This is a genomic window from Mycobacterium sp. TH-M103, assembly GCF_057473785.1.
Genome location: NZ_JBYCLG010000069.1, coordinates 17,554 through 30,244, shown reverse-complemented (window position 1 = coordinate 30,244; position 12,691 = coordinate 17,554). Strand labels below are relative to the sequence as shown.

General features: G+C 65.0%; 14 protein-coding genes. 7 read left to right on the top strand and 7 right to left on the bottom strand.

Annotated features, from left to right (window positions below; genetic code table 11):
* Both AC2VOR_RS03950 and AC2VOR_RS03945 read left to right on the top strand, forming a co-directional pair.
* Positions 1–487: TCP-1/cpn60 chaperonin family protein (locus tag AC2VOR_RS03950; protein ID WP_486963238.1), on the top strand; the 487-nt coding region annotated here is incomplete at its 5' end.
* Between the two features lie 177 nt (positions 488–664).
* The gene (locus tag AC2VOR_RS03945) at positions 665–1,567 is read left to right on the top strand and encodes an SDR family NAD(P)-dependent oxidoreductase (RefSeq protein WP_369740863.1); all 903 of its coding nucleotides are present in this window, start codon (positions 665–667) and stop codon (positions 1,565–1,567) included.
* Here the strand turns inward: AC2VOR_RS03945 and AC2VOR_RS03940 are convergent.
* The 3 genes from AC2VOR_RS03940 to AC2VOR_RS03930 are packed head-to-tail and all read right to left on the bottom strand — an operon-like array spanning position 1,564 to position 5,182.
* On the bottom strand, positions 1,564–1,959 hold the full coding sequence (locus tag AC2VOR_RS03940; RefSeq protein ID WP_369740862.1) for a pyridoxamine 5'-phosphate oxidase family protein: 396 nt from the start codon (positions 1,957–1,959) through the stop codon (positions 1,564–1,566). The genes AC2VOR_RS03945 and AC2VOR_RS03940 overlap by 4 nt on opposite strands.
* 8 nt (positions 1,960–1,967) lie before the next feature.
* Entirely contained in the window at positions 1,968–3,407 is a 1,440-nt protein-coding gene (locus AC2VOR_RS03935; protein ID WP_369740861.1) for a PPE family protein, read from the bottom strand.
* 38 nt (positions 3,408–3,445) lie between these two features.
* Positions 3,446–5,182 (bottom strand): N-acyl-D-amino-acid deacylase family protein, encoded by a 1,737-nt coding sequence (locus AC2VOR_RS03930; protein ID WP_486963237.1) that lies wholly within the window; start codon positions 5,180–5,182, stop codon positions 3,446–3,448.
* Between the two features lie 316 nt (positions 5,183–5,498).
* Between AC2VOR_RS03930 and AC2VOR_RS03925 the strand changes: the two genes are divergently transcribed.
* The 3 genes from AC2VOR_RS03925 to AC2VOR_RS03915 all read left to right on the top strand — a co-directional run bounded on the left by AC2VOR_RS03925 (position 5,499) and on the right by AC2VOR_RS03915 (position 7,849).
* A complete protein-coding gene (locus AC2VOR_RS03925; protein ID WP_486963236.1) occupies positions 5,499–6,182 on the top strand; it encodes a hypothetical protein in 684 nt (227 codons plus the stop codon).
* A 105-nt stretch (positions 6,183–6,287) separates the two neighbouring features.
* On the top strand, positions 6,288–7,049 hold the full coding sequence (locus AC2VOR_RS03920) for a hypothetical protein (RefSeq protein WP_486963235.1): 762 nt from the start codon (positions 6,288–6,290) through the stop codon (positions 7,047–7,049).
* On the top strand, positions 7,049–7,849 hold the full coding sequence (locus AC2VOR_RS03915) for a hypothetical protein (RefSeq protein ID WP_486963234.1): 801 nt from the start codon (positions 7,049–7,051) through the stop codon (positions 7,847–7,849). Before AC2VOR_RS03920 ends, AC2VOR_RS03915 begins: the two co-directional genes overlap by 1 nt.
* A 127-nt stretch (positions 7,850–7,976) precedes the next feature.
* Here the strand turns inward: AC2VOR_RS03915 and AC2VOR_RS03910 are convergent, their stop codons facing one another.
* Entirely contained in the window at positions 7,977–8,909 is a 933-nt protein-coding gene (locus AC2VOR_RS03910) for an NgoMIV family type II restriction endonuclease (RefSeq protein ID WP_486963233.1), read from the bottom strand.
* Positions 8,910–8,977: 68 nt separating this feature from the next.
* On the bottom strand, positions 8,978–10,075 hold the full coding sequence (locus AC2VOR_RS03905; RefSeq protein ID WP_486963232.1) for a DNA cytosine methyltransferase: 1,098 nt from the start codon (positions 10,073–10,075) through the stop codon (positions 8,978–8,980).
* A 65-nt stretch (positions 10,076–10,140) separates the two neighbouring features.
* On the opposite strand from AC2VOR_RS03905, the gene AC2VOR_RS03900 reads away from it, so the two are divergent.
* Both AC2VOR_RS03900 and AC2VOR_RS03895 read left to right on the top strand, forming a co-directional pair.
* Positions 10,141–10,572, top strand: coding sequence for a very short patch repair endonuclease (locus AC2VOR_RS03900; RefSeq protein WP_486963231.1), 432 nt, complete (start codon positions 10,141–10,143; stop codon positions 10,570–10,572).
* Positions 10,573–10,811: 239 nt separating this feature from the next.
* Positions 10,812–11,525, top strand: a complete 714-nt coding sequence (locus tag AC2VOR_RS03895; RefSeq protein ID WP_486963230.1) for a hypothetical protein — start codon at positions 10,812–10,814, stop codon at positions 11,523–11,525.
* A 42-nt stretch (positions 11,526–11,567) separates the two neighbouring features.
* Here AC2VOR_RS03895 and AC2VOR_RS03890 read toward each other — a convergent pair whose 3' ends face one another.
* Both AC2VOR_RS03890 and AC2VOR_RS03885 read right to left on the bottom strand, forming a co-directional pair.
* Complete coding sequence (locus AC2VOR_RS03890) at positions 11,568–11,876, bottom strand: hypothetical protein (protein WP_486963229.1); 309 nt, start codon at positions 11,874–11,876, stop codon at positions 11,568–11,570.
* Between the two features lie 115 nt (positions 11,877–11,991).
* Positions 11,992–12,462, bottom strand: a complete 471-nt coding sequence (locus AC2VOR_RS03885) for a Panacea domain-containing protein (protein WP_486963228.1) — start codon at positions 12,460–12,462, stop codon at positions 11,992–11,994.
* Positions 12,463–12,691 lie beyond the last annotated feature (229 nt).

Sequence of the window (12,691 nt, the reverse complement as noted above, 5' to 3'; positions counted from 1 at the left end):
CGCCGCCACCGAGGTGGAGCTCAAGGAGCGCAAGCACCGCATCGAGGACGCGGTCCGCAACGCCAAGGCGGCCGTCGAGGAGGGCATCGTCGCCGGTGGTGGCGTGGCCCTGCTGCACGCGGCCCCGGCGCTGGACGAGCTCAAGCTCGACGGGGACGAGGCGACCGGCGTCAACATCGTGCGGGTGGCGCTCGAGGCTCCGCTGAAGCAGATCGCCTTCAACGGCGGCCTAGAGCCCGGCGTGGTGGCCGAGAAGGTTCGCAACTCGCCTGCCGGTACCGGCCTCAACGCCGCCACCGGTGAGTACGAGGACCTGCTCAAGGCCGGCGTGGCCGACCCGGTCAAGGTGACCCGTTCGGCGCTGCAGAACGCGGCGTCCATCGCGGCGCTGTTCCTGACGACCGAGGCCGTCGTCGCCGACAAGCCGGAGAAGGCGGCCGCTCCGGCGGGCGACCCGACCGGCGGCATGGGTGGCATGGACTTCTGAGTCTGTCCAACGGGAAAGCCCGGTCCCTTTGGGGGCCGGGCTTTTTCGTGTCGTCACCGCCGTCACGGTGTGAAGGTCGGCACTCGGTTCGCGAAAGCGATATCGCCGACGCTATCGGTTTTCGACTTCGCCTCGTGGTCGGAAGCGCGCTGACCCCGATCCGGTAGCTTCGAGCGCGTGGCCCTTCCTGTTCCCGCACCCACCAGCACCGCCGTCGTGACCGGGGCGTCCTCGGGCATCGGCGCCGACATCGCCCGCGAACTGGCCGCGCGCGGCCACGGCCTCACCCTCATCGCCCGCCGCGAAGACCGGCTGCGAGAACTGGCCGACGAACTGGCCAGGGGCGGCTCGCACGTCGAGGTGATCGCCTGCGACGTCGCGGATCCCGCCGCCCGCGCCGACCTCCTCGACGAGGTCGGCCGGCGCGGGCTGACCGCCGACATCCTGGTCAACAACGCCGGCATCGGCACCATCGGGGCGGTGACGAAAACGCCCGTCGCCGACGAGATCGCGCAGGTGCGGGTCAACGTCGAGGCCGTCATCGACCTGACCACCCGCGCGGTCCAGCAGATGGTGCCCCGCGGACGCGGCGCGATCCTCAACGTCGGATCCACCGCGGGTTTCCACCCCTTTCCCGGGCAGGCCGGCTACTCCGCCACCAAGGCGTTCGTCAAGGCCTACACCGAAGCAGTGCGCGCCGAGCTCGCGGGTACCGGTGTCACCGTCGCACTGCTGTGCCCGGGGCCGGTGCGCACCGAGTTCCTCGAGAACGCCGGCATGGACGAACGCACCTTCGCCGACGCGTTCCCGAAGTTCATGTGGATGCCGTCGTGCGAGGTGGCGCGCATCGGCGTCGATGCGCTCGAACACGACCGCGGCACCGTGATCGCCGGGCTGCCCAGCCAGCTGTCCACCCGCCTGTTCCAGTTCATGCCGCGACGGGTCCTGTTGCCGCTGTTGAAAAACCAGCACCCGGGCCTGAAAAGGGACCTGCGCCGGGACGGGTCAGCGCTTCCCACCTCGCCTCCGACCGCGACCCGGTGCGCTTCATGCTCGTACGCTGCCGCGATCGCGCGCTAGGCCGGCAGCGAGAACACGACGCAGTCGTGCAGACAGCCCCTGGCCGCCTCGGGTGAGTCGGGGGCGGCGTCGCGGTGCAGCAGCGCGCGGTCGGGCACGACGCCCAGGGACGCGGAATCGGGTCCCGCGGCCTGCGCGTGCCCGTCGACGATGAGCGAGTAGCCGCCCGGCTCGGTGGGGGGCCACAGCAGGGTGACGTCGCCGCGCCGGACGAGGTTTTCGCGGGTGTGACCGCCGATGGGGCCGACGTCGAGAGTCCCCCCGCGCAGCGTGGGCACAACCGTCACGGTGTGCACGCGATAGCCGTCGTCGACGGTGATCAGATACGCGTACGGGTAGTCGGTGAGAGCGGCGGCGAGCCGCTGCAGGTCTACCTTCTTCTTCGTCCGCATGGTGTCGTCTACTCGGACGGGGTCGGCAGCAGGGTCAGCTCCCTGATACCCGTGTTGGGACCCGTCGGGGTGCGGTCGGCCTTGCCGAAGAAGCCCGAGTTGGGGATGCCCGGCTCGCGAACGGGCGGGTTGCTGCGCACCCCGGAGTCGCCGGTGGTGGGCGTGAAGACACCCGTGAGAGCGGCGGCCGCGGTCCGCACGCCCACGGTGGGCGTGGGACCGCCGGCGGCGGTGACGGCGGCGGCGTTCGGGCCGAGCGATTCGACACCGCCCGCGATCGCGGCGGGCTGGCCCACCGGTGCGGCGAAGGCGGCGTTGGCCGCGGGCGGGTTGAGCAAGGCCGCGTTGCCCAGGCTCGCGCTCAGCCCGCCGGTGTTGGCCGCGGCCGAGCTGAGCAGGCCGGAGCCCAGGTTGGCCGCGCCCAGACCGCCGGTGATGTAGCGGCCGGATCCGAGCATCCCGGCGCCGGCGCCCGACTGGGCGCCCAGGGAGTTGTCCTGGAAGAAGCCCGTGTTGGCGGCGCCGTTATTGAACAAGCCCATGTTCATGCTGCCGGAGTTGGCGAAGCCGGTGTTGAAGGAACCCGCGTTCCCGATGCCGAAGTTTCCGTTGCCCGAGTTGAAGAAACCGATGTTGTTGTTGCCCGAGTTGAACAGGCCGATGTTCCCGGTCCCCGAGTTGAAGCCGCCGAAGCCGAACTGGTTGTTGCCGGTCAGCCCGATGCCGAAGTCGTTGTTACCGCTGTTGCCGAAGCCGATGTTGCCGTTGCCGAGGTTGCCCCACCCCAGGTTGTTGTTACCGGAGTTGCCGGCCCCGACGTTCTGGGCGCCGCTGTTGCCGAAACCGAGGTTGGATCCCTGGCCGCTGCTCCCGGGCAGGATGCTGGTGAGCTGGCCGTTGCTGAACTTGAACCCGAGCTTTTGCAGGACCTGCTGCCAGGGCGCGAGTTGACCGGCGGCCGCGGACGCGTCGGCGTGGTAGTTGAACATGGCAGCGACGTCGGCCGCCCACATCTGCTCGTACGCGGCCTCGGTGTCCATGATCGCCGGCGCGTTGAGCCCGAACCAATTCGTGTTTGCCAGCGCCTGCACCAGCATCCGGTTCGCCGTGACCACCGCCGGCTGGATCGTGGCCGCCAACGCCGCCTCGAACGCGGCCGCGATGGCCGTCGCCTGGCTTGCTGCGGCCTCGGCCTGGGCCGCCGCCGCGCTCAGCCACCCCGAGTACTGCGTGGCGACGGACAGCATCGCCGTCGCCGAAGCGCCCTGCCATGACGCGCTGGCCAGGTCCGCCGTCACGGTCAGGAACGACGATGCTGACGACGCCAGATCCTCGGCGAGCCCTTCCCATGCGGTCGCCGCAGCAAGCAGCGGCGCCGCTCCCGGACCGGCGAACAGTAATGCCGAGTTGATCTCAGGCGGCAACCACGCAAAATGCGGGCTCGTCACTGACCCAACTTAACCGGGACGGGCCGCCCTTCGTGGCGTTATCGAGCGGCCACTGGGGATGACCGCCGGCCCCGGACCAACTTGCCGGGACGAGCGTCGGTGGGAACGCCGTCGGCGGCGATCACCTCCCCGGACACGATCGTGGCGACATAACCGTCGGCGGTCTGGTCCAGGCGGCGCCCGCCGGCGGGCAGATCGTGGCGGATGACCGGCTTGTGCAGCCGCAGCGCGGCGTGGTCGATGACGTTGAGGTCGGCCTTGTAGCCGACGGCGATGCGGCCGCGGTCGCCCAGGCCCGCGACCCGGGCCGGCACCGAGGTCAGTTGGCGGACGGCCTCGGACACGCTGAACCGGCCCGACTTGCGGTCGCGCGCCCAGTGCGTCAGGAAGTACGTGGAGTAGCTGGCGTCGCAGATCATCCCGTAGTGGGCGCCGCCATCGCCGAGGCCGAGCACCACGTCGTCCCGGTGCAGCAGCGTGCCGACCGTGTCCAACGAATTGTTTGCCAGGTTGCTGGTGGCCACCAGCAGCATGGCGCGCCCGTCGTCGTCGAGCAGCCGGTCGTAGGCCTCCTCCATCGGCTCCACGCCCCGGGCGCGGGCGCGGGCGCCGATGCTCGTCGCGGGGTCGGGCTCGTAGTCGGGGGTGTCGCCCAGCGGGTAGATCCAGTCCCACATCTGCGCCACGTACAGGATCGGGTGGCCGTGGCCGGGCTTGTCGGCCAGGATGCGGGCGCGGACCTCCGGCTTGCGCATCTCGGCGACCCGCTCGGTCAGCGGCAGGTGCGCGATCTCGCGGTAGCTGGGGTAGAGCACGAACGGGTTGGCGGTCAGCTGCAGTCCGATGATCAGCCCGATCGGGCGCGGCAACAGTTGCGCGGTGAAGCGGACCTCGCCCGCATTCTTGTTCGCCTTCTCGATCATCGTGATGGCGTCCTCCCACGTCGGGTCGCCCGCATTGGCGACCACCAGGGTGAACGTGACCGGCAGGTCGACGTCCTCGGCGACGTCGAACACCGTCTGCAGCACCGGCTGGTAGCCGCCGGCGGGGATGTCGGGAACGAACTGCAGCAGTCCGCCGCCGCCGTCGACGACGCCCTTGGCGATCTCCTCGATCTCCTCGCGCGCGGCGTCGTAGCTGGGGATCGGCGAGCCGCTCTCGGTCTTGTGGATGGTCAGCCGCGACGAGGCGAAGCCCAGCGCGCCCACCTCGATCGCCTCCTTGGCCAGCGCCCGCATCCTCGCCAGATCCTCCGCGGTGGCCGGCTCGCGGTCCGCGCCGCGCTGCCCCATCACGTAGACCCGCAGCGGCGAGTGCGGCAGGTAGGCGGCCACGTCGATGTCGCGCTGTCCCGCCTCTAGGGCGTCCAGATACTCGGGGAAGGTCTCCCACGTCCACGGCAGGCCGTCGGTCATCACCACGCCGGGAATGTCCTCGACGCCGGCCATCACGTCGACGAGCACGTCGTGGTCTTCCTGGCGGCACGGCGCGAAGCCGACCCCGCAGTTGCCCATGACCACAGTGGTCACCCCGTGCGCCGAGGACGGGGTCAGCCGCTCCGACCAGATGGACTGGCCGTCGTAGTGGGTGTGCAGGTCGACGAAGCCCGGGGTGACCAGCAGCCCGGTGGCGTCGAGCTCGCGCTCGCCGGTGGCACCGTTGACCGCGCCCACCGCTGCGATGATCCCGTCCTTCACCGCCACGTCGCCGACGTACGGCTCACCCCCCAGCCCGTCGACGATGGTGCCGTTGCGGATGATGAGGTCGTAGGTCATCTAAATAATCTCCCACTTTGACGGTTTGACCTGGTCAAACAGGTGAACCGTGTCCGAAGGTGCCGCGAAAGTGTCACCAGTGAGCTGGGAAAACGGGCCGCAGTGTGTCCACTGGACACACTCATCGGGTCCATGCTCAGCGCCCACTATTGGAGCGTAGCCCCGCAAATGCGGGATCGTAACCGTGGGCCGCTGCGTACCGGCGCAGCTGGCTCGGAGCGGGTCTGAAAGTGAAATGACGTCGATGTGATTCCGGCGTACTCTGGAAACCTTCGGCCGGTATCCATCACCGAGTGGAGTACCAGAGAGAGCACGGATGAAAGCTGAGCAACTGTTCGTCGAGACGCTCGTCGACGTGGACCGGAAACTGGCGAACAATCCGGGCGAGTACGAACTCGTCAAGATCGCGGGTCTGCTGCGCCCGATCCTGTTGGAGACGCTTTTGGATGACGCGAGTGCCGCCGCGGCCATGGACCCAAAGTTCCGCGTTGTGAAGCCCGGACCCATGATTCCGCCGGACGTGAAGGCGATTCAGGACGCGGCGTGGGCGAAGCTACACGCCACCCAACCCGACATTCAGCGGGTCGACGTCGGCTTCGCGATGCGTCCGGACCTGATGAGCGGTGAACTCGGCCCGAACAGCCGACCGGGCGATCGGGTGGTTGAACTTTCGCGCAAGGATTTTCTGAAGCACGCAGGGATCTTGATCTACAACGACTTCGAGTACACGGTCGAGGACGTCCTGCGGGTAACCGCAAACAGCGAGGGCGGAATCCACTTGGGCACCAACAGGTATGAGCGTCCAGAAGAGCTGCGCCAGCACAGCGGGGGATCAGAGTTTCTGGGTCGTCCCCTCCTGGCGGCAATGATGGGTGTTATCGCGAACTGCACGTTGCGCACCTGCGTGCCGGTGGCTGACGAACTGACGCGGCGCGGCCTCTACCGGCCCGCGCCCAGCGATTGGGTGTGGTCAGCGGACGGCCATTGCAGCTCGCCTTGACAGAACTGCTATCGCACGTACTCTCGGTTTTGCGACCTCACGCACGCAACCACCAACCTGGTGACATGACCGTAGCGGAGCGCGCATCGATAGAAAGAGGCTGTCATGCCGACTTCTTTTTCTCCCCCACCCACGCAGCCAGGCGGCGACGTGGGTGTTTTTGATTTCACCGATCACGTCCTCAACACCAACGAGGTCCGCAACATCGAACTGCAGATCCTGCTCGAACACGACTTCATCAAGGGCCGCGAGCACAGGAGCGGGCTTCCTGTCCGCGACGCCAAGGCGATGGCGAATGCGGTTCTCGACGAGATGTACGGGCATGTCGTGACCAGCGAGGATGACAAGAGGGAGAACTCCATCATCGCGCTGGAGTTGTTCTACAAGATCCTCCCCAACGCCCCCCGCGAGGAGGAGGGCGAGTCCGAGGAGCTGACCGCGGCCCGTAAGAATCTGGTCAGCACCCTGTGGGGCTACGCCAAGCCTGACGACGGCTACGTTCAGAACAACATCGCTCATCTCGGCATGGTGGTCTGCGAAGCACCGGTCGGCAGGCCGCTGGGCAGCCCGAGCGGAGATAAAATCGGGACCACTCATATGGGCCGGTTTTTGACCGCAAACGACGACATCATCTTCACCTACAACCACACCCCCGCGATGAAGAAAGTCCTTCGCAGGGCGGTCTGGTTGCAGGCCAACAGCGAGATGATCACCAGTCGTCGGCCCTCGCTGAAGCTGCGGATCGCCCAGTCAGAGGCAGCCTTGCTCGGCCAGATCCGCGCGGCGCTGCCCAGCGCCGATGTCAAGGCGGTGCAGCAGGAGCTGACCGCCGGGCCTGCCACCGACACCGAGGAGGCCGCGAGCTGATGGCGAGGCCACCCGAACTCGACGTGTGGGTGGCCGAGGTGGGGCGGCGTTTAGCCGCCCCACCGTTGCCCCGCGGCCAGCGCGCCACCAACGGCACTCAAGACCCGAAATGGATTGCTGGCGACTACCTACTGACCATCCCGCCCGAGCACCTGGAAGCCATCGCCGCCGAACTGAACGTGCCTGTGTCGCGGCTGAAGGTGCTCCGGGACGTATCCGAGCAGTTCCCGCCCGACAAGCGGGTCCGCGCCGCGTGGTCGACGCACCGAGACTGCCGCAAAAAGAAGGACAAGCTCAAAGACGGCATGGTCTGGTCGCGCACCACCGACAACCTGTCGGTGCAGGAGCGAGTCGATCTGGTCCGCAGGCTGCTGTGGGACCCCGAAGTTAAAAAAATCATCGACGCCGAGCTGACGAAGTCCCGCAGCGACCGCCGCAACGCGCGGTTCCGCGTGGTTCACGATGACCTAGCCCGTGAACGCAAATTGGTGGAGGCGCTGCGCCGCGACATGATCACCGCCAAGCGCCCGTTCGAGGCATCGCTGGACGCGGAGCTGGATCTGCTCAAATACGCCGAGTACGTGTACGCCGTCGTCGTTTCGTTCGATCAGATGGACGCAGCGGGCCAGGCCCGCGTTGTCCACGGGCTGCGCCGCCTGCAGGAGCAGATGGATGTGGCCTTCGACAAAATCGAACCGCTGCGTTCACCCGCCCCCATCGACCCCATCACCATCGACGGTGAATCTTGGCAGCCTCAGTCTGGGCGAGAACTCGACTCGCGAGTTTCCTCAGTCCAGTGATCGCTGCCAACCAAAAGGACCGGCCCCCAGGAGTTGTCTGGGGGCCGGTTCTGTCACTGCCCAGTATTACCGTGTCCAGGCCCACGATGTCGCCGACGACGTCGCTGTTGGCCGTACCCCAGCCATCTTACTCGGCAGGAACACGCATTACCTCATGCACGAGTTCGTCGAAGTCTCGGAGGCGCTTCTGCCTCATGAGCCGGTTGAAGGTTTGGCCAGGGGACCAGCGATCGGGGTATCTTCTTCCCTCTGCTACAGCGGCAATCGATGCGGACAGCGCAGCCAGATCGAGGTGATAGACGAAGTCGACAGCGCCCGAACCGTCAGCGAGGATGCGCAACATCGCTGGCCGTGGCTCTATGGTGATCACACCGAAGTGCGGCATCCGACCGCGCCGCTGGGCGACCAGCTTGTTCCCCTGCGATACGCAGTCCTGTGCGCGGTCAGTTCTAAGAGACCATTTTGACGAGAGCGCAATCGCAAGTTCGTCCAACTCGCCCTCGCGTGGGATCGCAACCGAGACATCGATCCTCAGCAGCGACTCCGTTGGCATCTGCTCCACCAAGTCATCGACGAGAGCCGCCTGCTGGTCGACGCTCGTTATGAGCCTGTCAAGGTCCCTCTCGATACGCGTTCGCGCCCGACCCAAGTCGGCCGCCCGAATACGCTCGCTCAGGTCTGCAACCGTGGGCCGCAGGTCCTCAAAGGTGTTCTGGAAGCTGGGGAAGACATCTAGATGCGCATACTGACTGAACTCGCGGGCAGACCTTCCACGTTCGATGTGAAGCTCGGGACGCAGCGCCTTCAGGTGTGTGACGATCTCTGCTTCCAGTTCGTTGCCGGGATCCGCTGGCGCGATCTTGTCCCTTGGCACTCCGAGTGTCTCCAATAATGCACGTCCGAGTTCGACCGATAGAGAGTCGTGGGCGTCTGACATGTTGGGTTTGTTCGAAGGTATGTCGGGGTGGTCCTCATCAAGAGGCCGATAGCCGCACAGGGTGTAGGTGAAAGGAGCGGGCACGCGCCCGACATTGCCGGCAATTGCCGGCAATTCGGGCACGACACGTCCACCTCAACCAGAAATAGTTGCTCCTCGGCACCCGTTTGCGCGAGTCGAAAACCGCCCAGTCACCCCAGGCTGCGGCGGATGTGCTTGGCAACGGCGGACGCGAGGCCGACCGGTACGGCATTGCCGATCTGCTTGGCGATCTCGATCTTTGATCCGCACCACAGGTAGTTCTCCGGAAAGTCCTGCAGTTGGGCGGCCTCGAGGTGGGTGATGACTCGGTTGGCGCGGCGGCGAGCATCGGCCCGATCCCATTGCGGGTGAAGGTACTGGCCCTTTTCGGGCTTGAAGAACTCGGTGCGGATGGTCAGCGATGGCGCGTCCCAGCGCATGCGCCCCATGACATCGGTCGTCCCCGTCGGCTTGTTTCGCCAGCAGTTGGGAAGCAGTTCGTCGGGCAGGTCGAAGCGGCCCCCGCCAGGAGGGATGCAGTCGTAGCGCAGCAGTGATAGCTCGCGAGGGTTCCGACCGAAGTGCAAGTCAAGCCACTTGAACTGGCCGGCAACATCCTCGCCGAAGTAGGTTGTGCGAGCTTGCGGCAGCGAGGTTGTAACAGGACGTTCTGGAAGCTTGCCGATGCGGTCGCGCACCGTCACCCAGGGCTTGAGCCGACCAGTCGCTACCCGCGCGTGCGTAGGTTTTGGCAGCTCGATGCGCCCCACTCGCGATCCGATGACGATTGTGCGCGGACGGCGCTGTGCGACGCCGTAATCAGCAGCTAGCAGCACGTTGTGTGACAGTTCATAATCCCTGATCATGCCGCTTCGTGCTTCGTGTAGCAGCAGCTGGAACTCGGCGCTGCTCTTGAAGCGGTCAACGTTCTCGATGACGAAGACTTTTGGACGCACCCGCTCGACGACCTGCAGGTAACTCTTCCAGAGCTGATTACGCGGATCGTTGACATCGCGACTTCCAAGGTTGGAAAAGCCCTGGCATGGCGGTCCCCCGATGACGATGTCGGCTTTCGGTAGGTCCGACTTGAGCCGGTCGTTGATATCGCCCCAGTAGATGTGGTCCTCGCCAAAGTTGGCCGCATACGTAGCAGCAGCGTGCAAGTTCCATTCGACAGCCAGGACGGGCCGAAAGCCGTGTCGGACAAACCCCGTCGTCATACCCCCGCACCCGGCGAAGAGATCGATCATGGTCAGGGTTCTCGTCACGCAAGTGATGTTAGGGAGCTGGACCGACAGATCGGCCCCGGCACGCCGGTCCTACGCTTGGACGCGTGGTCGAGTCGTGGGCGTCGTCGGCTGGAGTGCGGGCGAGCATGCAGGCCAACAAGGGCAGGGACACTAAGCCAGAAATGGCTCTGCGGTCGGCCGTCCATGCGCTCGGACTTCGCTACAAGGTCTCGTCCCAGCCGCTCAAAGGTGTCAGGAGGACCGCTGATCTGGTGTTCACAAGGGCCAGGGTCGCCGTATTTCTCGACGGCTGCTTTTGGCATGGATGCCCGGAGCACCATACGGTGGCGGTCACGAACGCCCCGTTCTGGGCGGAGAAGGTGGCAAAGACCATCGAGCGTGACCGTGACACTGACCAGCGTCTCGCTGAGGCTGGATGGATAAGCCTCCGCATCTGGGAGCATCAGGACCCCAGCCAGGCTGCCCTGAAGATTCGTGAGGTTGTAGTGAAGCGCCTGCAAGAGCAGGTGCACTGACGTTGGCATCTTCGCGTGTCCTGCGGCAGGCATCCCTACAAACCTGAGATGCTCCAGGCCATGCTCGACCCGGACTCCCCTCGCGATGGGGGAATTCCCTGGTGGAAATTGCTGACATATCCGGGCACAAGGCGGCGATTCGGCGGCCCTTCGAAGCTCGCTGCCTACCTGTACTTCAACGTCGGAATCGGAACGACGTTCCGACTACAGGACCTACGGGCGCACTTAACGTTGGTGACGTGACTGTCATCCAGCCCCCGGAGCCTGTTGTGCTCGACCACCCCGGAGTGGTTCGTTTTGCGGTGGGCAGCGAAACCGGGCAACGTTCGCATTCGTGGCGAGTCGAGGGCGTCACGAACGCATCGGGCCACGATGACATCTACGTCGGCACCCGACGAACAATGAATCTCGTCAAGATGAGCCTGCACGACGCCAAACCGCCGAGATACCCTGAGCCCGCGACGGTATTCACTTGGGACGAGCAAGACCCCGACACCAATCAGCGGACACGCAAAATGAGCTTGGCTCCAGGGCGAACTGCGCCCCTCATCCGAGGATGGCGCCGCGAACTTACAATCGCGACACCAAGCACGACCTTCGGCGCCTTTGCCGAAACACCGCCCTTGAAAGGTGAAGTCATCCAGTGGTGGACGCCGCCAGAACACCCTTGGCACTTGTCATTCCACCTGTACATCGGTGACGCTGGTTACCCCATACCCAACATAGGCAACCACGTCGGCGATGTGTGCCAGATGCAGCTAGCCAATGGGCGGCGCCTATGGATAGTCGCCCAATGCGAGCCAATGGACGATGTTGTTACTCAGGCGGTCCAGGAACACGTCGCGAGCTTGCCAGCGGACCCCGACCTCGTGCATCCCTTCACACTGATCAAGAACGGCGACCAGGTGCCGGTCCTACTCGATCTCGCCGCGACCGTTCGTCCACACGACTAAACAGGCTTCAAGGTCCGACAATCTCGGGTTGCGCGGCGATCTTTAGCTGCCGTGGTCGTACACCTCGCCGAATTGACGCTCGATCCAAAGCAGGTGAAACACTTCGTTGACGCGAACGCCGAGCATCGGCAGATTGCCCATGTAGCGGAAGGCCATGAACCTCTCTTGGTCAGAGAACTTCGGTGGCACCGGGGCGCGTATCTCGTCTCTCGGGATCCATTCAGTCCCTGCACCCTTCCGGCCCGCTTGATGAATGTCGGCCCAACGCAATTTGGCGCACCGATGGAGGGCGAGAGCGAGTTGGGCCTGCTTGTCCTTGTCGCCAAGAGCATGGATGTCGTAGCCATGCACCAGATGGTGGAGGCAAAAGATGGGCGTGCCCTTGTTGGAGTCCTTGGGGGGGCCTTCTGGCGGCGTGAGACTCTCTGCCGATCCCCTTGGCTTGCTCGCCTTCTGACGAGCTTTCCTATCCGGCAACGTTATTTTTGGAACGCCAGGCGAAGTAGTCCCGAATCTCGTCTTTCGGGATCACGATGTGGCGCTCGTCTTCATTGAAGTGATCGGACCACGGCGATTCTGCATGTGTCATGTTCCGCAGCTTCCAGGCAGCGATGCCGCCGTAGGTGTTCCACACCTTTGCGAGGAACTGACTGGTCGCGGAATCGACATCGTCCCATTCAAATGGGTCGTCGTCCGCCAAGCTCACAGGGGCCGACCTGAAGTCCTTGAAGGCACGGTAGACGGAAGGCACCACTGGGCCGTGCGACCAAGCCTGGATATCTTCGTCGAACAGCGGCCGACCATGCACAGCGAGATGATGTCCCTGCGCGTAGTAGAGAAGCTTTTGCAGCTTCAAGTTCGACAGGTCGGCATCTTCAGCGTCCGCCCAGTCAACGAACCACTTGGCGATTACCATCGCCGAATACGTGTCTGCCATGACCCTCGCCTCCCTTCTGTGGATACGTCGTGGTTGATGCTGTGGGTACATTTGGCCTTCGAGGTGTGTATACACCAACGGTACGACATGGGGTCACCGATTCGAGGCCGGTGACGCGCGACGTGGCAAGCCAAGACCTGAGTTGACATGTTGTCCATCTGGGCTACACCCATAGTGGACAGTCGCCGCACCCGCTTGGCACTGTCAAATTAAACCCCGTTCCGCCATT

Coding starts and splice junctions, on each gene's coding strand:
- AC2VOR_RS03920 (WP_486963235.1), top strand. CDS start 6,288: ATGCCGACTTCTTTTTCTCCCCCACCCACGCAGCCAGGCGGCGACGTG.
- AC2VOR_RS03940 (WP_369740862.1), bottom strand. CDS start 1,959: ATGCGGACGAAGAAGAAGGTAGACCTGCAGCGGCTCGCCGCCGCTCTC.
- AC2VOR_RS03925 (WP_486963236.1), top strand. CDS start 5,499: ATGAAAGCTGAGCAACTGTTCGTCGAGACGCTCGTCGACGTGGACCGG.
- AC2VOR_RS03885 (WP_486963228.1), bottom strand. CDS start 12,462: ATGGCAGACACGTATTCGGCGATGGTAATCGCCAAGTGGTTCGTTGAC.
- AC2VOR_RS03915 (WP_486963234.1), top strand. CDS start 7,049: ATGGCGAGGCCACCCGAACTCGACGTGTGGGTGGCCGAGGTGGGGCGG.
- AC2VOR_RS03930 (WP_486963237.1), bottom strand. CDS start 5,182: ATGACCTACGACCTCATCATCCGCAACGGCACCATCGTCGACGGGCTG.